This is a genomic window from Pseudofrankia coriaricola (genome assembly GCF_001854805.1).
Taxonomy (GTDB): domain Bacteria; phylum Actinomycetota; class Actinomycetes; order Frankiales; family Frankiaceae; genus Pseudofrankia.
Genome location: NZ_MBLO01000220.1, coordinates 153,949 through 176,539 on the forward strand (window position 1 = coordinate 153,949; position 22,591 = coordinate 176,539).

Here is a 22,591-nt window from a genome sequence, read left to right on the forward strand (position 1 = left end):
CGTTGACGGGCCGGCTACCGAGCGGCGCCCGGTGGCGGTCGGAAAGCCAGGTCCGCATGCCGGCCGGCCATCCCGCGTGAACGATCAGGGGCCATGCTGGAGGGGTGCACAATCTGGTCCGGCCGTTCGTCGGCCGGCGGGAGGAGATGGCGCTGCTGCGCGCCGCCGCGTCGGCGGCGGCGCGCGGCCAGGGTGGTGGCGTCGTCCTGGTGACCGGCCCGGCGGGGATCGGGAAGACCCGCCTGGTCGAGGAGGCGCTGCGCGCCGAACCGGCCCCGGCCGGCACGGACAATGGCCGCGTCCCCGTCGGACGGGGCTACTGCCTGGCCGAGCGGGCGGCACCTCCGCTGTGGCCGTGGCGGCAGGCGCTTCGGGCACTCGCCCGCGCCGCCTTGCCGGCCGCCGGGCTTGGCGAGATCGGCGCGCTGCTCGACGAGGCGGCGCGGACGTGCGCCGCTTCCTCGGTGGAAGCGGCACACGCGGCCGGCGCGGCGGACGCGCGGTTCGCGACACTGGCCGAGGTGGCGGACAAGATGCTGGCCACGGCGACGGCCGCGCCGGCGGTGGTCGTGCTCGAGGACCTACAGTGGGCGGACGCGCACACGGTCGAGCTGGTACGCCAGGTGGCGGGCGGGATCCGCGACAGCCGGCTGCTGCTGGTGGCGACGCTGCGCACGCAGGAAGCCCCGGGGGCGGCCTTCGCCGTACCCGACGAGACCATGGGTGTCCTTGCCCGCCTGGACACCGTCCAGTTGCTGGGGCTCCCCCCGCTCGGCGCCGCCGCCGCCCAGGAGTACCTGGCCGTGTCCGCGGGCGCGGACGACGCGACGTTCGCGCAGATGACCCTCGAACTGGCCAGGGCCCGCTACGACGCCGGCCAGGTGAGCGAGGCGTTGCGGCTGTGCGACGAGGTCGCCGCCGCCGCCGCGCGGACGGCCCGGCCGGACCTAGTCGCGGCCGCCGCGTTGCTGCCGCGCTGGGTCACCTATCCCGAGGCCATCGAGGTGATCACCCGGCTGTGCCGGATGGCGCTGGCCAGCGACCAGCCTCCGCTGGTCCGCTCCCAGCTGCTGTCACAGCTGGCGACCGTCGTCGGCAACACCGGGGCCGTGGCGGAGGCGCGCGAGCACAGCGATGAGGCGCTGGCGCTGGCCGAACAGGCCGGCGACGGCCAGACGCTGCTGGACGCCGCGCGCGCCCGGGAGATGACGCTCGTCGGCCCGGATGACTCCGAGGAACGGCTGCGGCTGGCCGACGTCGTCGCACTGCAGGCCGACCGGCTCAACCAGCCGCTGGCGGCGGTCCTCGGGCAGCAGTGGCGGATCCGCGCGGCCTACCAGCTGGGCCGCCTCGACGCCGTCGACGACGCGATGACCGCCGCCGCCGCGCTCGCCGACCGCTGCCAGCTGCCGCTGGTGCGCTGGCACCAGCGGCGCGCCGTGGCGGCCCGCGCGGAGCTGGAGGGCCGGTTCGCCGCCGCCCGGGAAGCGGACCTCGCGGCTCACCAGCTCGCCAGGCGTTCGGGCGACCTGCAGGGCGTCGGGCTCAGCTATGCCTTCCGTCAGCACCTGGCCATGCTGCGCTGGGACGCGGCCGAGCTGCCGGACGACTACTGGACGGTCCTGGACGCCACCCCGCGCAACCCGCTGCTCGACACGTTCCGCGCGAACAACCACCTGCTCCTCGGCCAGCTCGACGAGGCACGCGGCGGCTACGAACGGCTGCGTCGCATGCTCGACCGGCCGGTCGTCGACGCCCGGTGGGGCGGGGTCCTGACGCAGTTCATCTACCTGGTCGAGGCGTTCGGCGACGCCGAAGCCGGCGCGGCGCTGGCCGAGCACCTGCGGCCATGGGCCGCCTACCCCGGTGCCCTCGGCATCGCCACCGTCTTCTTCGTCGGGTGCGGCCAGGGCCACTACGGCCGGGCGCTGGCGTGCGCGGGAGAGCTCGCCGCCGCCGAGACGGCGCTGCACGCCGCGATCGAGGCCGACCTGGCGCTCGGCGCCCGCCCCCACATCGTCCTGAACCGCCTCGCCCTCGTCGGTGTGCTGCGCCGCCGCGCGGACGGCGCCCACGCGACGGGCGCCGGACGCGTCGAGGGCGCGGCGGACGTCGCGGGCAGTGCCGCCAAAGCCAGGACGCTCGCGGCCGAGGCCAGGGCGCTCGCGGCCGAGGCGGCCGCCGAGGCTCGCCGCCTGGACATGCCCGGCCCGCTCGCCCGCGCGGACCGACTGCTCGCCGAGCTCGACGCCGCCCGCCGCGCGGGCGACCCGCTGACCACCCGCGAGCGTGAGGTGGCCACGCTCGTCGCGGCGGCGCTGTCCAACCGCGAGATCGCGTCCCGGCTGGTGCTCTCCGAGCGCACCGTCGAAAGCCACGTCCGCTCGATCCTCGGCAAGCTCGGTTACGCCAACCGCGCCGAGCTCATCGCCCGCTGGCGGCCCGCCTGACCCGGCCGGCCGGACGGCCGTGCGTCAGCCGAGCCAGGCTCGGGCGTTCTGGAAGAGGCGCAGCCACGGGCCGTGCTCGCCGTCGCCGCCGGCCGCGCCGGCACCGACGGGCAGCCAGGAACGCTGCTGGGTGAGGAACGCGCGCTCCGGGTGCGGCATCATCAGCGTCACCCGGCCGTCGTCGGAGGTGAGGGCGGCGACGGCGCCCGCGGTGCCGTTCGGGTTGGCCGGGTAGTCCTGCGTCGGCTTGCCGTGGTTGTCGACGTAGCGGGCGACGACCGCGCCGGGGCCGGACGGGCCGAACTCCATCCGGCCCTCCGCGTGCGCGACGGGCACGGCGAGCACCGAGCCCGCCATGCCGGCGAGCAGCACCGACGGCGAGTCCTCGATGAGCACGCTCGACACCCGGGCCTCGAACCGCTCGGACGCGTTCGGCAGCAGCGCCGGCCAGCCCGTCGCCCCGGGGATGAGGGAACCGAGGGAGGCGACCATCTGGCAGCCGTTGCAGATGCCGAGCGTCAGCGTGTCCGGCCGGTGGAAGAACGCGCGGAAGGCGGCGGCGAGCTCGGCGTGCGCGAGGATCGACTTCGCCCAGCCGGCGCCCGCGCCGAGCACGTCTCCGTAGGAGAAGCCGCCGCAGGCGGCGAGCACCGAGAAGCCGTCCAGTGTCACCCGCCCGGCCAGCAGGTCGGTCATGTGGACGTCGAACGCGTCGAAGCCGGCGGCGTCGAACGCCGCCGCCATCTCCACCTGGCCGTTGACACCCTCGTCGCGCACCACGGCGACCCGCGGCCTGGACGGGTGTGCCTGGCGGGCGAGGGTGAAGGTGAACCGCTCCGAGATGCCGGGGTCGTCGTCGTCCAGGATCGCGTCGAACTCCTGGTCGGCCGCGTCCGGGTTGTCACGCAGGCGCTGGATCAGGTAGCTGGTCGTCGCCCAGGTGCGCTCCAGCTCGGCGCGGCCGCGGTCGAGGACGACGGCGCCGCCGTCGCGCAGGACGACGCGCTGACGCCGGGTCACCCCGCCGATCACATGCACGTTCCCGGCTCCGACCGCCGCGGCCAGGCCCGCCACCACGCGCCCGACCGCCGCGTCGGCGACCTGCAGGACGGCGCCCAGCTCCTCGCTGAACAGCTTGCCGAGCAGGGTCCCAGGCAGCGCCGCCAGGTCGACGTCGACGCCCGCCCTGCCCGCGAGCGCCATCTCGGTGAGGGTCGTGAGCAGGCCGCCGTCGGACCGGTCGTGGTAGGCGAGGATGGCCGGGTCGTGGACCAGCGGCCGGGTGGCGGCGAAGAAGGCCCGCAGCCGGGCCGCGTCCGCGTCCGGGACGACGGCGGCGTCGCCGGCCCGGCCGTAGGCCAGGGCGAGCGCCGAGCCGCCGAGCCGGGCCTGGCCGGCCGACAGGTCGACGAACACCAGCGAACTGGCCTCGTCCCGCGCGAGCGCCGGGGTGAGCACCCGGGAGACGTCGGCGACCGGCGCCGCGGCGGTGACGATCAGCGACACCGGCGAGGTGACCGCCGCCTCGCCGCCGCCGTCCGACCAGACGGTGCGCATGCTCGTCGAGTCCTTGCCGACCGGGATCGGCACGCCGAGCGCCGGGCAGAACTCCTCCCCCAGCGCGTGGACCGCGTCGAACAGCGCGGCCTGCTGGTCGTCGACCTGGACGGCCGCCATCCAGTTGGCCGACAGCGCCACGTCCGAGAGGTCGGCGACGGCGGCGCCGGCGAGGTTGGTGACCGCCTCGCCGACCGCCATCCGCGCGGCCGCCGGCGCGCTGACGGTCGCCAGCGGGGTGCGCTCGCCCATCGCGAGCGCCTCGCCGACACGGCTGCCGTATGCCGAGGCGGTGACGGCGACGTCGCTGACCGGGACCTGCCACGGGCCGACCAGCTGGTCGCGCACGGTGTGGCCGCCGACGGTCCGGTCGCCGATCGTGATGAGGAACTTCTTGCTGCCAACGGCCGGGACCCGCAGGACACGGTCGACGGCCTCGGCGACGTCGATGCCGGTCTCGTCGAACGGCGCCGCGGCGACGGGGCGGCTGTGCGCCTCGCGGGTCTGCCGGGACGCCTCGCCGAACAGCAGCGACATCGGGACGTCGACGGGCGCGCAGTCGAACTGCTGGTCGCCCACGATGAGCCGTGGCTCGTCGGTCACCGTGCCGACGACGGCGAACGGGCAGCGCTCGCGCTCGCAGAGCTCACGGAACGTGTCCAGGTCGGCCGCGGCGATCCCGAGGACGTAGCGTTCCTGCGCCTCGTTGCACCAGATCTCCAGGCTCGACATGCCGGCGTCGGCGTTCGGCAGGTCGCGCAGCTCGAAGACGGCACCCCGGCCCGCGTCGTGGACCAGCTCGGGCAGCGCGTTCGACCAGCCGCCGGCGCCGACGTCGTGGATGGAGACGATCGGGTTGGCGTCGCCGCGAGCCCAGCAGGCGTTGATGACCTCCTGGGCGCGCCGCTGCATCTCGGCGTTGCCGCGCTGCACGGAGGCGAAGTCGAGATCCTCGTCGCCGGCGCCGGTCTGCATGCTGGAGGCGGCGCCGCCGCCGAGGCCGATGAGCATCGCCGGGCCACCGAGGACGACGACTAGGTCGCCCGGCGCGAGTCGGTCCTTGCGGACCAACGCGTCGCGGACGTTGCCGATGCCACCCGCGATCATGATCGGTTTGTGGTAGCCCCAGCGGCCACCCGGGCCACCGTCCGTCTCGTACGCGCGGAAGTAGCCGACGAGGTTCGGCCGGCCGAACTCGTTGTTGTAGCCGGCCGCGCCGAGCGGCGCCTCGATCATGATCTCCAGGGGGGAGGAGATGCGGCCGGGGCGCCGCTCCGGGCCCTCCCAGGGCAGCTCCTCGCCGGGGATGCGCAGGTTCGAGACGGTGTAGCCGGCCAGGCCCATCTTGGGGGTGGCGCCGCGACCGGTGGCGCCCTCGTCGCGGATCTCGCCGCCGACGCCGGTCGCCGAGCCGGGGCCGGGGGCGATCGCGGTGGGGTGGTTATGCGTCTCGACCTTCACGAGAATGTGCGCGGATTCCTCGTGCCGCCGGTACTCGTGCGTCTCGGGGTCGGGGAAGAACCAGGGGGCGACGGCGCCGCGCAGCACGGCGGAGTTGTCGGAGTAAGCCGACAGCACGTTCTCGCCGGACTTCTCATGCGTGTTCTTGATCATCGAGAAGAGGCTCTTCGGGCGCGGCTCGCCGTCGATCACCCAGCTCGCGTTGAAGACCTTGTGCCGGCAGTGCTCACTGTTGACCTGCGCGAACATCATCAGCTCGACGTCGGTCGGGTTGCGCCCGAGCCGGCGGTACTGCTCGGCGAGGTAGGCCATGTCTCCCGGGGCAAGCGCGAGGCCGAACGCCCGGTTCGCCTCCTCGAGCGCGGCGAGGCCCGCGCCGAGCAGGTCGACCTCGGTCTGCGGCCGGGGCCGCCCCGCGGCGAACAGCGCGCCGGCGGCCTCGAGGGAGCCCGCCACGATCTCGGTCATCCGGTCGTGCAGCAGCGGCGCGACGGCCTTCTCGTCGAGCGAGCCGGGACCGTACAGGTAGTAGACGGTGCCCCGCTCGACCCGGCGGACCGCCGCGAGCCCCGCGGCGGCGGCGATGTCCGACGCCTTCGACGACCATGTCGAGATCGTCCCGAGGCGAGGCAGCACGACCAGGGCCCGGGCCGCCCCGGCACGCTCACCCGTGAACGGCTCGCCGTAGGTGAGCAGACCCCGCAGCCGCGTCTCGTCCTCGGCCGTGAGCCCGTCCGCGCCAGCGACCCCGTCAGCGCCGCCAGCCGCTTCGACACCGTCGGCCGAGCCGGCAAGGTCCACGAAGTGGACGTACTCCGCGGCCACGTCCGTGACGGCCGGCTCGACCGCGCGCAGCCGGGCCAGCAGCCGCCGCCGGCCCGGGCCGGTGAGCGCCGCGATGTCTGCGTAGGTCTTCATATCCGCCGTTCGTCGAGGGTCGCCGGCCTGTGTGCCCAGCCTGTGCCGGCCAGACCTTGCTTGCCCGAACTGTGCCTGCCCAGGCTGTGCCTGCCCAGGCTGTGCCTGCCCGAACTGCCTGCCCGAACTGCCTGCCCGAACTGTGCCTGCCCGAACTGTGCCTGCCCGAACTGTGCCGGTCTGCCGCCCGCGGCGTCGCGGAGGACCCCGCGGCCGACCATCCTACCCAGCGACCTCCGAGCCATCTCCTCCTTGATCCACGGCGCTGACGGCGGGTGGGCACCCAGGCTGGCCACGCCCTGCGGGCTGCCCGACGACATATCGCCGCGAACCGCGCCCGGTCGATGAGCATGTAGTCCCCCGAGATGGTTGCGGACCGGTCAGCGGGACCGGCCAGGCCGGCGGCGCGCGCGGCCGGGCCCGGGCTCGAGACGGCATAGGAGCAGACCCGGCACGGTCAAGGCGGCCAGCTCCCCGGGCGAGACGGCGCCGGGGTCGAGGCGGACGGGAGAGGCAACGCTCGACGCCCGCGGCACCGGCGGCACCGGCGGCCGAGCGGCGGCTGGCAGGGCGAGCGGAGTCACGACGATCTCGGGTCCGTCGGCCGCGCCGAGCCGCAACCGGCACTCCGCGCGGATCTCGACCCGGCGCACCCGCTCGCCCGCGTGCCAGGTCCCGTTGCGGCTGACGTCCACGGCGGTCCAGCCCTCGTTCGACGCAACGAGCCTCAGGTGACGGCGCGAGACCTGGCCGCCGGGCACGCGCAGGTCGCACTCCGCGCCGCGGCCGACGACCAGGGTCCGCCCCGGCGGCATGGAGACACTGTCGGCCTCACCGCGCGCGTCCCAGCCGGCGGTGTTCCAGCCGAGGCGGACAGCCACGCCCCCGGCTACGTCGCCCCCGGCCACGTCACCGCGGGCTGCGTCACCGCGGGCTGCGTCACCGCGCGCGGCGGGGGCCGCGCGCCCACCGGGCCCCGGGTGGCCGGCGGCGCCGTTCGTAGGGCCAGACGGCGCCAAACGCCCCCTCATGCGTCCTCCCTCCGCGCTGGCGAGGTCCGGTGGCCTCCGGTAACCGGACCCGGACGGCATGCTCGGACGAGCTGGACCTCGGCCGATCACGATGGTAGGAAGACGAAAGCCCGCCGAGGACGGCGCCGACCACGGGGATTCAGGGTCCGGTATTTCCACGGGCACACCGTCGGCCACGGGCATTGCACGCCCCGGAACGCCCCCGTCCACTGGCGGAAACATCTCGCGGGGACCCGCCCGCGCGCATACCGTGTATTCCAGGGTGAGGGTTGACGGTGGCTCCGTGGCGGCATTTGTCGTGCCGGCGCCGCCGTGCGGCGTGTCTCGGGCCGCGGCGTTCTAGAAACATCGCGGTCACGACCGGCGGCCGTCGGGTTCGCGCGGCGTGAGAAGGCGGGCGGCGCTCGGTGGACGACTTCGTGGGGCGCGAGGCGGAGCTGGCATTTCTCGCGGGCGAGCTGGCTCGGGCCCGCCCCGGCCGGCTGCGGGTGGTGATGGTGGAGGGCGAGCCCGGGGCCGGCAAGACCGCCCTGGTCCGACGCTTCCTCGACGGCCTGGGCGACGGCGCCGACACAGACCCGCGGGTGCTCCACGCCAGCGGCGACGAAGCCGAGCAGTCGGTGCCGCTGGGAGTGGTGGGGCAGCTCGTCGCGGGGCTCACCGACGAGGCGCCGCCGCCGCTGGACCAGCTGGCACGGGCGGGCACCGACACGGCCGACCCCATGCGGGTCGGCAGCGCGTTGGTGTCGCTGGTCGGCCGATGGGGCGCGGCCGGGCGGCTCACGGTCGTCGTGGTCGATGATGTCCCGTGGGCGGACACCCCGTCGCAGCAGGTGCTGGCGTTCGCGCTGCGGCGGCTGCGCGCGGACCCGGTGCTGTGCCTGTGCACGGTTCCCACCGGCGTGGCGGCAGTGATGTCGGACAGCCTGCGCAGGCTGTCCGCCGAAGCCGGCCGGCGGCTGCGCCTGGCGGGGCTGCCGGTCGAGGCGATCCGGGCGCTCGCCGCGGCGGTGGGGGCCGGCCCGATCTCGGCCAGGCTGGCCGAGCGGGTGCACGACCTCACCGGCGGCAACCCACTGCACGCCCGGACGCTGATCGAGGAACTGCCGGCGGAGGCGCTCGCCGGCCACGGCGACCGGTTGCCCGCGCCGCGCTCCTTCGGCCTGGTGGTGCTGGGACGGCTCGCCGGCTGCCCGCCAGAGACACAGCGCCTGGTCGTCGCCGCGGCGGTGCTGGGCCGTTCCTGCCAGCTCGCCGACGCGGCCCGCCTGGGCGAGGTCGACGACCCGCTGACGGCCCTGGAGCCAGCGGTCGTCGCCGGTCTGCTGACCGAGCTGCCCGACGGCGCGGGCACGCGGGTCACGTTCGGGCACCCGCTGGTCCGTGCGGCGATCTACCACGACCTCGGGCCGGCGCGGCGCGGCGCGATGCACCGCGAGGCCGCGCGGGTCGTCGAGGATCCCCCGRCCCGGCTGCGCCACCGGATCGAGGCGTCGCCGCTGGCCGACGAGGAGCTCGCCGCCGATGTGGCCGCCGAGGCCGCCGGCCAGGCGCGGGCGGGCAGGTGGGCGGCGGCCGCCGAGCTGTGGCTCGCCGCCACGCGGCTGACGGCCGACGGGGCCGGCCGCGACGAGTACCTGACGAACGCGGTCATGGTCGGCGTCTACGGCGGGCAGGTCGAGGCGGTGACCCGCGCGGTCGCCGCCGCGGGCCCGCCCGCGGACCCGGCCCGCCGGCACTTCGTGTCCGGGGCGCTCGCGCTGGTCCACGGCGACTTCCCCAGCGGCACCGCCGCGCTGCGGCGTGCCTGGGCCGAGCTCGAGCAGACCCCGCGGGCGCCGCTGGCCCGGCTCGTCGCCGAGTCCCTGGTGATCGCCATGATCCGGCACGGCAGCTACGACGCGGCCGCCACCTGGGCCGAGCGGGCCGCCGACGCCGACGAGGGCGCGGCGCTGCACCCCCCGTACGTGCTCGGCCATCTGGCCGTCACCGCCAACCTGAGCTGCGGTCGCATCGACCAGGCCCGCGCCCTGGTCGACGCCGCCGCGGCGCGGCTCGGCCCGGGCCAGGCCGACGGCGAGGCCGCCGGCGCGGTCCGCCTGATGCGCGGCAACCTCCTGCTGGCCCTGGACCAGCCGGTCGCGGCTCTGGGCGAGCTGCGGGCGGCCGCGGCCCTGCTGCGCCGCGGCCAGCCCACCCTCGGCATCGGACTGTCCGCGCTGCTCAGCCTGTCGATCGCGGAGTACCAGCTGGGCCACTGGGACGACTCGGTCGCGCACGGCGCGCTCGGCGCGTCCATCGCCCTCGACAGCGAGCAGGGCTGGCTCGCCGGCCCGCTGCTCTGCTGGACCGTGATACCGCTCGCGGGGCGCGGGGCCGCCGAGACGGCCACCTACCTGCGGCAGGCGGAGACCGTCTTCGCGGCGAGCATCGACGCGCCGGCGGAGACGCTGGCGATCACGCGGGCGCGGATCGCGCACGCCGCCGACGACCATGCCGCGATGGTGGCCGCCCTCGCCTGGTTCGACGGCGCGCCCGCCGGCGGCCAGGACCCGATCGAGCCGAGCGCGCTGCCGTGGCGACCGCTGTACGCCGAGGCTCTCGCCCATCTCGGCCGCCCCGACGAGGCCCACCGGGTCCTCGTCCCGTGGGAGAACGCGGCCGCGGCCCGACGGCACCGCTCCGCCCGGCTCGCCGGCCTGCGGGTCCGCGCCGCCGTCTGGCGGGCCCGGGGCGACCGCGCGGCCGCCGCCCGCGCCTACCGGCAGGCCGCCGAGCTGGCCGCCGGCCTGCCGCTGCCCTTCGAACGCGCCCTGCTGGAGTACGACCACGGGACGTTCCTGCTCGCCGAGGGCCGGTCGGCCGAAGCCGTCGCCGCGCTGCGCGCCGCCCGCGAGCGGTTCGCCGGCCTCGGCGCCGTTCCCCACCTGACGCGCTGCGAGGCCCGGCTGGCCGACCGCGACGCGCCCGGCGCGCCCGCGCCGGCCCGGTCCACCCTCCCGACCAGCCGCCTCACCGCCCAGGAGCTCAACGTCGCCCGGCTGGCCGCCGAGGGCCTGTCGAACAACGAGATAGCCGACCAGATGGTGCTGTCCGTACGCACCATCGAGTTCCACCTCAGCAACGTCTACGCGAAGCTCGGCCTGCGCCGCGCCCAGCTCGCCACCGCGCTTCTGCAGCGGCCGCCGGCCGGCTGAGCGTCCGGGCGTGTGCTCGGGGCGCGGCCCCGTGGAAAAGCCCGTGCAAATCCCGGTGCCGGCGGCGGGTCCACGGGGCTACCGTCAGACCTTCCCGTCGGCCTCGCGGCACAGGTCGACCTCCGTGCCCTGCCAGAAGGAACCTCACGATGCGGGTCATCGTCACGCTGCACCGCGCCGCCGACGGCCGCCCCCATGGCGACGTCCAGCTCGACGGCGACCAGGACACCCACCCGTTCTCCGGGTGGATGGAGCTCCTCCAGCTCCTCGAGCAGGCAGCCGCGCCGGCACCGCCCCCTGGCACCGCCGGTTGACGGGACGGTCCGCGCCGGTGGTCGCGCCGCGGGCGGCGAACGACGCGGTCGCGGCACGACGTCGACTCACGAGCGACCGGTGGCTGCTTTCCCACCGGCGGCCGGACAGCCGCCGCGAGTTGCTATGTTCCTGGAATTTTGTTTTCGTGTTGCTGGCACGGTCGCGGTCGATTCGAGGTTCGCCGGTCGCGTGCCGTTCTGTGCTACACAGTAGGATCAGGGCGCGTCGGGGTGGACGCCATCTTGACCGGTAGCGAGAGTCGACGGAAACGAGGGTCGGCAGTACCGCGTCCACCGGACGTCGCATTCTCCGTCCGCACGAATACTTTCGCCGGCGCCGGTGGGCGCGGCGCCCGCAGACCACGCCGCGCGAGAGCCGGCGGCCTCGTCGCACGGGGGGCACCATGAGCGAGACCCAGTCCGAAGCCACGACGATCGCGGACGCCGCCGCCGGGGACCTCGACTCCGCTTCCACGGGCCAGGACACCGCTCAGGAGGAGCCTGCCGCCGCCGAGGCGGTGACTCCAGGCGGCGAGTCCGCTCAGACGGACGCGGACGTCGCGGGAGCGGTTTCCGCGAAGGCGGTCGTGGCTGAGGCGGAGCCTGTCCTCGCGGACGGGGCCAGCCCAGTTGTCGATGACGCCGAAGTACCGGCGCCGAGCGAGGACCTGGCCACCGATCTGTCCGGGCTGGAGCCGATCGCCGCGTGGCAGGGCAGTGGCTCCTCCCCACCCTTCGCCGGACGGCGCGGCCCGCGCCGCGGCACGGCATGGTTCGCGTCTGGCCGGTCGAAGCGCCCTGTGCTGCCGGTGCCGGCGATCATCACGCTTGTCGTTCTGGTGACACTGGCCGGCGTCACGGTTCCCCTCGCCCTGCGCACCGCCGACCGGAACGCCTATCTGACATCCAGCGGACCTGACGTCACCGATGGCGGCGCGACCGTGGCAGCTCCGCCGGGCAGGGCCGAGGACGCGGCCGGCGGGTCGGTCACCCTCCCGGGACAGAGTTCTGCACGGTCCGGCCAGAGCCCGCCCAGCACCGGGGCCACCGTCCGGGGAAGCGGCACCTCGCCGTCCGGTGGCGGCACGCGCCAGCCGAACGGCCCGGGTACCCAGCAGCCCGGTGGCAACGGCGGCTCTGACGGCTCGGGCGTGGGCGCCAACCCCCAGAGCAACGCGGGCGCCCCGGCGCCGCAGGTGCCCGGTGCGCCAGGGATGCAGGCCCGCCCGGTGCCGGGCGGCGTCGAGGTGACGATCACCGAGCCGACGGGTGGCGGGATCGCGTCGAGCTACGTCGTCACGGCCGACCCGGGCGGCACCACGTCGCTGTCAGCTCCGGGCACGGTCACCATTCAGGTCGACAGCTGCGCGCAGACGGCTGTCAGCGCACGCGCCACCAATGCCGCCGGCACGTCGGCCGCGGCCAGTCGCACGCTCGTCGGCTGCGTCGCGCCCTCAGTGCCTCGCAACGTCACTCTGACCAAGCTGCCGCCACAGGCGAGCGATCCCACCGGGCACAACCTGGTGTCCTGGACCGCTCCGACGGAGACGGGCGGCACGGGTGTGGCGGTCGACTACATCGTCCGGGTCTACATATCGTCGGAAAACGTCACCTCCGTGAGTAGCTATACGGTGACGGGTACCAGCTATCTGCGGAGCAACGCGTCCGGTCGCGACCCATACATCAAGATCACCGTCGCGGCGCGCAATCCCGCTGGTGAAAGCGCTGAGGTAGTCGTTTACCGCGGCAGCGGCCCCACGGACGTCACCAGCGTGACGCCCCTGACTCCGGGCCCACCCGAAGCCTGAGATACCGAACATCCAATCCGTTGTGATCGCCCAGCACCGACGCCGCTGTCGCGGAGCCCGGCGCCGACCGCGGCTGTCAACGACCCGGCGCGGATCGCCCACCAGCCCGCCATGACGTCGATCAACACCGTGCCCTGGATCGACCTGCGCGCACAGGCGAACGGCAGTAACCTCGCCGTCCCCGGACGGAGGCCACCCGCCGGGCTGCACCTGTCGGCCGCCCGCGGCCGGTCCCGGGGCCACCGGCGGCCGTCGGCCTGGACACAGGCGAACACCCATCTCGAGTTGCTGTTTTCTTGGATTGTTGTTTCCGCGTTGCCAACATGGCCGTGAGCGCCCCGTGGTGCGCCGTTCCTGCGCCGTTCCGTGCTGCACACTGAGATCCGAGCGCGTCGGGGTGCGGACACCATCTTGGCTGGAAACGGGGGCGACGGGGGTCGCGTTTGCCGGACGCCGCATTCTTCGTCCGTAAACATACTTTTCCAGTGCCGGTGGGTGGCGCACGCAGGAGGCGCCACATGGAGCCGGCGGTCTGGTTGCACGGGGGGCAAGATTAACGAGATCCAGTCCGAAGCCGCGACAAGCACGGACGCCGCCGCGGACGTCGCCGCCACGGGCGCGGGCTCCGACCAGGCGGATGCCGCCTCTATGAAGGCGGAAACCGCCGACACAGACGTGGTCCTGTCGGACGCGGTTTTCGAGAAGGCGGCCGCCGCGGAGGCGGAACCCGTCCCCGCGGACAGCGCCGGTCCTGTTATAGATGACGCCGAGACCTCCGCCGAGCCTGGGTTTTCGCTGCGTGGCGGGGATCCGGAGCTGATCGGCAGGTACCGCGTTCTGCGGCTGCTCGGCGAGGGCGGGATGGGGTCGGTGTTCCTGGGCGAGTCGCCCGAGGGGCGCCGGGTCGCGGTGAAGGTGATCCGCTCCGACTACGCGCGGGTGCCCGAGTTCCGGACGCGGTTCGGCCGGGAGACGGCGCACGTGCGGCGGGTGGCCAAGTTCTGCACCGCGGAGGTGGTCGACGCCGACCCGGACGCGAACCTCCCCTACCTGGTCACCGAGTTCATCCCCGGGCCGACTCTGGGGGAGGCCGTCGCCGCGGACGGCCCGCTGGCCGAGAGCGACCTGGAGCGCCTCGGCGTCAGCATGGCCGCGGCGTTGACCGCGATCCACGCGGCCGGCATCGCGCACCGCGACCTGAAGCCGTCGAACGTGCTACTCGGGCCGTCCGGGCCACGGGTCATCGACTTCGGCATCGCCTCGACGCTCGGCGCGACGACGATGGTCAGCCAGGACGTGACCCGGATCGGCACCCCCGCCTACATGGCCCCCGAGCAGATCCGTGGCGGCAAGGTGGGAGCGGCCGCCGACATCTTCGCGTGGGCCGGCGTGATGCTCTACGCCGCCACCGGCCGGCCCCCGTTCGGCGAGGCCGAGCCAATCGCGCTGCTCTACCGGGTCATCCATGACGACCCGGACCTGACCGGCGTGCCGGACGGCATCGTCGAGTTGGTGCGCCAGGCGTTCCGCAAGAACCCCGACGAACGCCCCACCGCGACCGGCCTGCTGCTGCGCCTGCTCGGCGACGCGGAACCCATAGCCGACCAGCGCTCGGCCGTCGCTCGCGCCCTCGACGGCTGGCACGCCGGCGCGGCGGGCGTCGGCGTCGGCGTCGGCGTCGGCCAGAGCATGGGCGGTTCTGGTGACACCGCGATGGCGGTCGGCGCCGGCTCCGCCGCGGCGGCGCCTGGGGGCATACGGCTCACGAAGCCCGCGACGGGGCCGGGGACCGCGCGACGGGCGGTCTCGGCCGACGCGCCGGCCGGCGTGGGCACGGGCGCGACCCTGTCCGACTACCCGACGTTGGTCGCCGGGTCCGCGCCGTCCGGCGCGTCTGGCGCCGCGGCGCCGTACGACGATCCGGCCGGCGACCTGTCCGGGCTGGAGCCAGTCGTCGCGCTGCCCGGAGGCGGGGAGCCGCCATCTCTTACGAGACGGCGTGGGTCACGCGTCCTGCCACGCCGGGGAGCCGCCCAGAGGTCGGCGGACCGGTCGAAGCGCCTCGCGCCGGCGATCGTCGCGCTTGTCGCGATGGTGGCGCTGGCCGGCATCACCGTCCCGCTCGCCCTGCGCGCCTCCGACCGCGACACCTACCTGACGTCCGACGGGCAGGACGTCACCAACGGCGCGACCGTCGACGCGCCGTCGGGCAAGGACAGGAACGCCGGGGGCGACGGGGGCACGACCGGAGGCGGCGACGTCTCGTCGCCGGGCGGTGTGGACGCGATCGGCGCCGCGGGGCGGGGCCCGGTACGCACGGGACAGAGCCGGCCGGCCGGCGGGACCACCTCAGGCCGAGGCGGTGCCCCGTCCTCAGGCGGCAGCGCGGGCCAGTCAGATGGCTCGGACCAGTCAAACGACTCAGGCCAGTCAAATGGCGTCCAGCCGGGCGGAGGCACCGGGAACACGGGCGGCACGAGCACCGCCCCGCAAGGCGATGCACCGACGCTACAACCACCCGGCACGCCGGGTATGCGGGTCGTATCGGTGTCCGGCGGTGTGCAGGTGACGATCAGGGCGCCCACCAGTGGCGGCGCGCCGACGACCTACGTCATCACCGCCGACCCGGGTGGCACCAAGTCGCTGCCTTCCCCCGGAACTGTCACCATCCAGGTCGACGGCTGCGCCCGTTCCACGGTCAGCGCCCGCGCCAGCAACGCCGCAGGCACGTCTCCCACCGCGACGGCCGCGGCCCTTGGATGTGTTACTCCCTCCGCCCCAAGTAACGTCACGATCCGCGCCGACTCATACAAGTCGTACACCGCCAGATGGAGCCCGGCGGCTCGGACCGGCGGCACCGGGGTGGTCGTCGACTATGTTGTCCGGATCTACCTCTCGCACAGCATGTCGAGTTGGGTGAGCGAAATCATCATGACGGGGACGAGTTATACGTTTGAATACAACGCCGGCAACGTCCTTAACAAGGTCACGATCGCGACGCGTAACCCAGCCGGGCAGAGCGCGGAGGTCACCGCCTATAGGGAACCTTCGCCAGACCCCAGCACTACTCCGCCCGACCCGTCGACGTCGGCTCCAGCACCATCGACGTCCAAGACCTGACGACCAGCCCCATAAATGGCTGTCGGCCGGCCTGCTCGCCGAGGACCGCGCGGTCTGGAGCCGTGAATCCCATGGCGCACCGCGGGTACCGACGGCGCTATTTCAGGGAGCCGTCGGCGATCAGGGCGTGCAGGCCGCGGCGGTTGAGCTTGCCGGAGGGCAGCGTGGGGATCTCGGCGCTGGTCGCGAGGATCCAACGGGTGGGGACCTTGTAGCTGGAGAGCTGCTCGCGGGCGCGGGCCGCGAGCGACTCCACGTCGACATCGACGGCCTCGGACGCCGAGACGACGACGGCACACACCTCCTCGCCGCGGGACGGGTGGTCGACGCCGAGGACGACGCACTGCGCGACGTCGTCGAAGGTCTCGATCACGGCCTGGACCTCCAGCGGCGAGACGTTGGCGCCGGCGGCCTTGATGAGCTCGCTGGTCCGGCCGACGTAGAACAGGCGCGGGTCGCCGTTCTTGCGGTAGACCTTGTCGCCGGTGTGGTACCAGCCGTCCGCGTCGAAGACGTCGGCGCGTTCGCGCTTGTTGTAGCCGGCCATCACACCGATGCCACGGATGAGCAGCTCGCCCATGGTGCCTGTCGGCGCCGGGCCGCCGTCGTCGAGGACGATTCGGGTTTCGGTGAACGCGAAGCTGCCGGCGGTCTCGGTGAGGCTGCGGTGGGTCGGGAAACCGTCCGGAACGTTGTTCATCGCGAGGTCCAGCGGGCCGCTCGTCAGCATGGGGGCGCTGCTCAGGTCCCGGTCTGGGAACGTCGGGTGTTCACGCAGCTGCTGGGTGAAAGCCGGCCAGCCGACGATTCCGTTGGCCCGTTCGCGCTCGGCCAGGTCGAGCGCGGCCCCGGCTTCCAGCCGCGGGAGCACCAGCAGGGTGGCCGGCTCGTGCAGCGCGCCGGTCGCGGCCAGCACGCCGCCTATCCAGAAGAACGGCATCGCGCAGAGGACCTTCGGCGCCCAGTCGATGCCAGTGAGGCCGCGGATGGCGGCGGACCAGGTGGAGGTCTGGCGGACGACCGTGCCGTGGGTATGCAGCACGCCTTTCGGGTCCGCGGTCGAGCCCGAGGTGTGGATCATGATTGCCAGATCCGCCGGGGTGACCTCGGCCTCGACAGCCGAGAGAATCTCGGGGCCGACCAGGGTCGGGCCCTCCTCACCCCAGGAGTCCGCGTCCCAGGCATCTGCCCACGGCCGGTCGGACGCCGAGGTGAGCACGATACGGCGCAGGTAGGGCGCCGAAGGCATTTGAAGGCGCCCGGGCTCCTGCCCGGACAGGCCGGGAAGCGCCGCCTCAAGCCGTTCGGCCACGTCGATCCTGAGCACCTGGGTGGGCGCGACCAGCAGGCCGACGTCGGCCAGGCGCAGCACCTTCCCGATCTCGGCCGGGGTGTACAGCGTGCTGAGCGGCACGGCGACCGCGCCTATGCGGGAGGCGGCGAGCCACCAGGTGACCCACTCGGTGTCGTTGGTGAAGAACAGGCCGACCCGCGAGCCCTTGCCCATCCCGGCGGCGAGCAGCCGGCGCGCGGCGAGCGCGGAACGCCGATCCGCCTCGGCGTAGGTGAGGCGGTCGGTCGGCGTGACGACGTACGGCGTCTCGCCGAACTCGCGCACCGCGCGCCCGAGCAGCTCGGGAATGGTCGGCCGCGGCGGCGGCCCCGATGACACCATGCGACCACTCTCCCCATGTCTGGAGCAGTGCTCCGGGCGCGAGGCCCCGCCGTCGCCGCGCGGCCTTCGGCCCCGGCCCGCTTTCGTCGCGCCCGGTCGATCCGAGGCTCGACACCGTCCAGCAGCGAACCACAGGGAACGGCTCCGGTGCACGGTCTCGTGCCGCCTGGGGCCGGCCGCCGAGGTCGGGCCGCGCGCGTCGACGGAGCGTGCCACGATCGCCAGGAAGCCGGAAAACGTCGTCTGGTTCGTCAGGGGGAGTGTCAGGTGGCCGGGCGGGTGGGATTCTTCGACGTGGAGACCGGCGGCGAGATGGTGCTGGTGCTGCGGCGCTACGGGAACGAGTTCCAGGTCATCCGCCAGTTCGGCTACTGGGACCCGAGGTACGACGAACCCTTCGTCGTACCCGCCGACCCGGAGACGTTCCTGACCGATCTGGCCTCGATTCCCTCGGTGTTCGCCTGGCTCGTGCCCGGCCTGGGCTCCCACCTGCCCGCCGTCCTGCTGCACGACGGCCTGGTGATCGCCGATGGCGAGCTCCCCACCCACCTCGGCCCGCCGGTCACCCGCGAGGAGGCGGACCGGATCCTGCGGGGCGCCATGAAGGAGCTCGGCACGCCGGTCATCCGGCGCTGGCTGATCTGGACGGGCGCGGAGCTGGGGACGGTGTGGGTCACCCGGCGGCACCGCTGGTGGTGGCGGGTCCTTGCCGCGCTCACGGTCACCGCCGTGGTCGCGCTCGGCAGCCTCGCGACGCTCGACCTGTTCGACGTCTGGAACGTGTTGCCCTGGATGGGAAACCGTCCGTGGTGGGAGGAGCTGCTGTTCGGCGCGGTGGCCGCGGTCGCGGTGCCGGTGGTGCTGTCGGCCTTCTGGGCGCGTTACTGGCGGGCCGCGGCCATCACCGGCATCGCGATGGCGGTGTTGCTGCATGTGACCCTGGCGGTGATCCTGCTCTCGGGCGTCTACTGGGTTCTGGAGAAGCTCGTCTCCTGGCCCGAGGGCCTCGCCCCCAGCGTCGCCAAGAACCTCGCCAACGTGCCCGATGGAGCGCACGACGCCGGTGAGCCGCCGAACACGACCGACGTCGCTCTCACCTTCTCGGCCCGGCCGGAACGGCCGGCGGAGTCCTCGGAGTCGTCGCCTTCCTGATGACCCAACGACGGGGATCAGCCACTCGGCCGGCGAGGCCGGCGAGGAGGGCGAGGCCGGCGAGGAGAGCGAGGACGGCGAACACCAGATGGCCCGCGGCGCCGGCGGAGGCGATGCCACGGGCCTTCTGGCGGTTCGGCAGAGGTGCTACTGGTCGGTGAGCTTCCCGGCGATCTGGTCGATCAGGCCCTGCTCGGTGGTGGGAGGAGGGACGTCCTGGACGTTGGTGACCTGCAGCTCCACGGCCACCTGGCCGGCGTAGAAATACACCGTGTCCAGGACGTAGCCGTAGGTGCCGTTCGCGTCGGTGACGCCCATCGAGGTCCGGACGAACGCCGTGGCGCCACGCGGCGGGGCGGGCGTCTCGACCGCGACGATCTCGTAGGTGAAGCCATTGGCGTCCTCACCCGCGAGCGCCTCCTCGAGCGCGGCGCGGTAGCAGTCACCGAACCGCGGGCTGCTCACGATCCGCGCGTTCTGGCGGATCTGCTCGGCGGGAAGGATCTTCGCCCGGCTGGAGGCCTGGAACTCTGATTCCTCGGTGCTGACGAAGGTGTCGCCGTTGGTCTCGTCGGACGGCGCCGGCGGGTTGAAGTCGTTCACGCCCACGCACGCGGCGATCTCGGCCCGCATCGCGCTGTTGCCCGGGTCCTCGTCCTCGACGCCGCCCGAGCTCTCGAAGCCCTCGGTCTCCGGGCCCGCGGTGAGCACGTAGTCGCCCGCGCGCAGCTGGCGGGCCGGCACGGCGGTGGGCGACGCCGACGGGCTCGCCGGCGCGGTCACCGCCGGGGATGCCGCGGCCGGGTCGGCCACCACCGCGCCGTCCTGACACGCCGTGCCGACGACGGCCAGAGCCGCCGCGACCAGCCCTCCGCATACCGCCCGGCGCACCCGCCGGCCATCTCCGATGCTGTGCACCGCGACCTCCGAAAGTCGGTCCAGCCGCCACCCGCGGCCGGTGATAACCCCTGTTATCGATGGCCACACAATGCCTGAAGAATCGGCGCCAGAGCCAATATAAGGAATGTCATCCGCCAGACACAGGAAAGCGCGTTGAACGGCGTCGGCAGAATTCCTCCGGCCAGCCTGTCGCCGGGTTTCAGGGTGCCACCCTTGACACCGCTGTAGAAGCCGGTGAGGCCGCGGCGCCCGGCCCCGCCGCGGCCGGCGGCGACGTCCGCGCAGGTCGCGGGCCCGGCGAGCTGTCGGGCGGGCGACGAGGCCGCGGCGAGTCGGGCCTCAGAGGGGATGCGCGGCCATGCCGGCACGGCCGACGGGCGGCCGATAGATCGAGTACGACGGGCCGTGTAGGTTCTCCGTCCCGGCCGTGCGGAATCGCCGCGTCCGGACGGAATTCAGTCCAGCCCATGGCGTGCCGCATTTCCCGGCCGATTAGCCAGGGGCGCGGCGGGCGTCGCGTTAGAGAGCGGCGTGCTGCGGCTGGGTCTCCACCACGATCACGGTGGGGGTGCTGGTCTCGAGCGCGACGGTAAGCTCTTTCTCCAGTTCCCCGGTGGTCTCGACGTCGACGCCCCGGCAGCCGAAACCGCGCGCGAGCGAAGCGATATCCAGCCCCGGCAGGTCAAGACCCGGAACGCCGGGCGTGTCCTCCAGCTCGGCGAAGGACTTGAGAACCGAGTACTCCCGGTTGCGCAGGACGACGTACGCGATGGGCAGCGCGTGCTGCGCGGCGGTCCAGACCGCCTGCACGGAGTACTGGAAGGAACCATCCCCGATCATGCCGATGACCGGCCGGCGCACGCCGCGGGCCCGGTCGCCGAGCGCCACGCCGACCGCGGCCGGAACCGCCCATCCGATACCGCCGCTGGCCGTCGCGAAGAACGAGTCGGGCTCGACGGTCGGCAGCCATTCGACCTGCTGGGCCATCGTCGAGGTCGACTCGTAGACGAGAACGGCGTGCGCCGGGCGTGCCTCACCGACGGCGGCGTGGACCTCCGCCGCCGTAAGTGGCCTGCTGGGAGTCGTGGGCAGCGTCCTCGGGCGGGGCATCGGCGCGGGGGGCGTGCGCTGGGCGTCCTGCGCCACCAGCTCGGTGAGGAGCTCGATGACGGTCCGGGGGTCGCCGAGAATGCTGTCGCCGACGCGCGCCGACGCCGCCACCGCCGGGTCCGCGGTGACATGCAGCAGTGAGGTACCGGGAGGCAGAATGTCGCCGGGCACGTAGGGGTAGTAGCGGAACACCTCCGCTCCGATGACGACCACGAGGTCATGCCCGGCCAGCCGGTCGCTGACCGCTTTCGGGGAAAGACCCAGCGGGCCCTGGTACAGCGGATGGTCTTCCGGGAACGAGACCCGGTCCGGCAGCGGCGCGCCGTACACCGATGCCCGTAGCTTCTCCGCTAGCGTGACGGCGGCATGCCAGCCGCCCGCCCGGTCGACGTCGGGACCGAACACCAGCGCGGGACGCCGGCTCGCGGCCACGCGCTGGGCGAAGCCGCGCAGCCGCTCGATGTCCGGCGCGACGACGGTGCTCACGCCGCGCACGACGGCCGGACCGGCAACGGGAACATTCCAGTCGTCGAGCGGTATGGACAGGTGGACCGGGCCAGCCGGCGGCTGCAGCGCCATCGCGTAGGCACGCATGAACGCCTCGGGAACGTCCTCGGCGCGGGCGGGCTCATAGGACCACTTCACCCACGGCTTCGGCATGGTCGTCGCCTCGCGGTTGGCGAGGTAGGGCTCGCCGATCACCAGCTCGCGGTGTTGCTGACCCGAGGTGACGACCAGCGGGGTGTGGCCGTGGTAGGCCGTGACCAGGTTGCCGAGGGCGTTTCCGAGGCCCGCGGAGGAGTGCAGGTTCACCAGCGCCGGCCGCCGGGTGGCCTGCGCGAAGGCGTCGGCCATGGCGATGACGGACGCCTCCTGCAGGCCGAGGACATAGGTGAAGTCAGGCGGAAAATTCTGGAGGAACGGCTCCTCCGTCGACCCCGGATTGCCGAAGACGGTGGTCATCCCCAGCGACCTCAGCAGGTCGTACGTCACGGAGCGAACAGTTGATCCGTGGCTCATCGACTATCAGCCCGCCTCGGCTCGATGGACGCTCGATGGACGTCAGTGCGGTCGGTCGCCAGTACGGTCGGTCGCTGCGCGACGGGCCACGGCGGGCCGGCGCACCGGATGCTGCCACGCCGTTCTCCCCGTCGCCACGCGAGCCAGGATCCAAGGTGACCGGAAACAGGATGGCGGGGTCGGCTCCGCGGCGCGGACGATTCGTGCGCGGGCCGGTCGCCACGGGGCGGTATCTCCCCCGCCGCCGGGGTAACAACTCCGGAAAAACAGTGGCGGCTCCCCGAGCCTACCCGCGAGTGGCGGCACGCCAGGACAACACAGATCGGGTTGGAGAGAATATGACGGCAAAACCTCCGGTGCCTCCCTTCAATGCGGACGGCGCTCGCGAGAAGGTACGCCTCGCGGAGGATGCCTGGAACACTCGGGACCCGGCCAAGGTCGCGCTCGCGTACACCGTCGACAGCCGGTGGCGCAACCGGGCGGAGTTCATCCGTGGGCGCGAGGAGATCGTCGCGTTCCTCACTCGGAAGTGGTCCCGCGAACTCGACTATCGGCTCATCAAGGAGCTGTGGGCATTCGGGGGGAACCGCATCGCCGTCCGCTTCGCCTACGAGTTCCACGACGATTCGGGGAACTGGTCCCGGTCCTACGGGAACGAGAACTGGGAGTTCGACGACGACGGGCTGATGCGCGTTCGCCACGCCTCCATCAACGACCTCCTGATCGGGGAGGAGGACCGGAGGTACCACTGGCCGCTGGGTCGCCGCCCGGACGGCCATCCGGGACTGAGCGATCTGGGCTTCTAGCGCTGGTCCCAGCGTCGTCCGGGCTCGTCGCGGTCAGGATGCCGGCTGGAGACGCGCCGCTTCGCGGGTGCC

At 73.6% G+C, this 22,591-nt stretch carries 12 protein-coding genes; 7 read left to right on the forward strand and 5 right to left on the reverse strand.

The window, feature by feature from the left end:
• Positions 1-104 precede the first annotated feature (104 nt).
• The gene (locus tag BCD48_RS26180) at positions 105-2,450 is read left to right on the forward strand and encodes a LuxR family transcriptional regulator (RefSeq protein ID WP_241841994.1); all 2,346 of its coding nucleotides are present in this window, start codon (positions 105-107) and stop codon (positions 2,448-2,450) included.
• Between the two features lie 24 nt (positions 2,451-2,474).
• Here the strand turns inward: BCD48_RS26180 and purL are convergent, their stop codons facing one another.
• Together purL and BCD48_RS49665 are read right to left on the reverse strand one after the other, a co-directional pair.
• Positions 2,475-6,386, reverse strand: a complete 3,912-nt coding sequence (gene purL, locus BCD48_RS26185; protein ID WP_071051015.1) for a phosphoribosylformylglycinamidine synthase — start codon at positions 6,384-6,386, stop codon at positions 2,475-2,477.
• A gap of 380 nt (positions 6,387-6,766) precedes the next feature.
• The gene (locus tag BCD48_RS49665; RefSeq protein WP_157910563.1) at positions 6,767-7,417 is read right to left on the reverse strand and encodes an FHA domain-containing protein; all 651 of its coding nucleotides are present in this window, start codon (positions 7,415-7,417) and stop codon (positions 6,767-6,769) included.
• 407 nt (positions 7,418-7,824) lie between these two features.
• Here BCD48_RS49665 and BCD48_RS26195 point away from each other — a divergent pair, with 407 nt between their 5' ends.
• From BCD48_RS26195 to BCD48_RS26205, 4 genes are all read left to right on the forward strand, one after another.
• Positions 7,825-10,614, forward strand: a complete 2,790-nt coding sequence (locus BCD48_RS26195; protein ID WP_071051017.1) for a helix-turn-helix transcriptional regulator — start codon at positions 7,825-7,827, stop codon at positions 10,612-10,614.
• 149 nt (positions 10,615-10,763) lie between these two features.
• Positions 10,764-10,928, forward strand: a complete 165-nt coding sequence (locus tag BCD48_RS51560) for a hypothetical protein (RefSeq protein ID WP_157910564.1) — start codon at positions 10,764-10,766, stop codon at positions 10,926-10,928.
• A 404-nt stretch (positions 10,929-11,332) separates the two neighbouring features.
• Complete coding sequence (locus BCD48_RS26200) at positions 11,333-12,736, forward strand: fibronectin type III domain-containing protein (protein WP_071051018.1); 1,404 nt, start codon at positions 11,333-11,335, stop codon at positions 12,734-12,736.
• Between the two features lie 648 nt (positions 12,737-13,384).
• Complete coding sequence (locus BCD48_RS26205) at positions 13,385-15,856, forward strand: protein kinase domain-containing protein (RefSeq protein WP_071051019.1); 2,472 nt, start codon at positions 13,385-13,387, stop codon at positions 15,854-15,856.
• 97 nt (positions 15,857-15,953) lie between these two features.
• Here BCD48_RS26205 and BCD48_RS26210 read toward each other — a convergent pair whose 3' ends face one another.
• The gene (locus BCD48_RS26210) at positions 15,954-17,531 is read right to left on the reverse strand and encodes a class I adenylate-forming enzyme family protein (protein ID WP_071051020.1); all 1,578 of its coding nucleotides are present in this window, start codon (positions 17,529-17,531) and stop codon (positions 15,954-15,956) included.
• Between the two features lie 267 nt (positions 17,532-17,798).
• Here BCD48_RS26210 and BCD48_RS26215 point away from each other — a divergent pair, with 267 nt between their 5' ends.
• Complete coding sequence (locus BCD48_RS26215) at positions 17,799-18,683, forward strand: DUF1353 domain-containing protein (RefSeq protein WP_198543389.1); 885 nt, start codon at positions 17,799-17,801, stop codon at positions 18,681-18,683.
• Between the two features lie 147 nt (positions 18,684-18,830).
• Here BCD48_RS26215 and BCD48_RS26220 read toward each other — a convergent pair whose 3' ends face one another.
• Positions 18,831-19,601 carry a hypothetical protein gene (locus tag BCD48_RS26220; protein ID WP_083419207.1) on the reverse strand — a complete coding sequence of 257 codons (771 nt, stop codon included), beginning with the start codon at positions 19,599-19,601 and terminating at the stop codon, positions 18,831-18,833.
• Positions 19,602-20,102: 501 nt separating this feature from the next.
• Positions 20,103-21,686 carry a benzoylformate decarboxylase gene (gene mdlC, locus BCD48_RS26225; RefSeq protein WP_241841995.1) on the reverse strand — a complete coding sequence of 528 codons (1,584 nt, stop codon included), beginning with the start codon at positions 21,684-21,686 and terminating at the stop codon, positions 20,103-20,105.
• A 365-nt stretch (positions 21,687-22,051) separates the two neighbouring features.
• On the opposite strand from mdlC, the gene BCD48_RS26230 reads away from it, so the two are divergent.
• Positions 22,052-22,519, forward strand: a complete 468-nt coding sequence (locus BCD48_RS26230; RefSeq protein ID WP_071051023.1) for a nuclear transport factor 2 family protein — start codon at positions 22,052-22,054, stop codon at positions 22,517-22,519.
• The last annotated feature ends 72 nt before the right edge of the window (positions 22,520-22,591 follow it).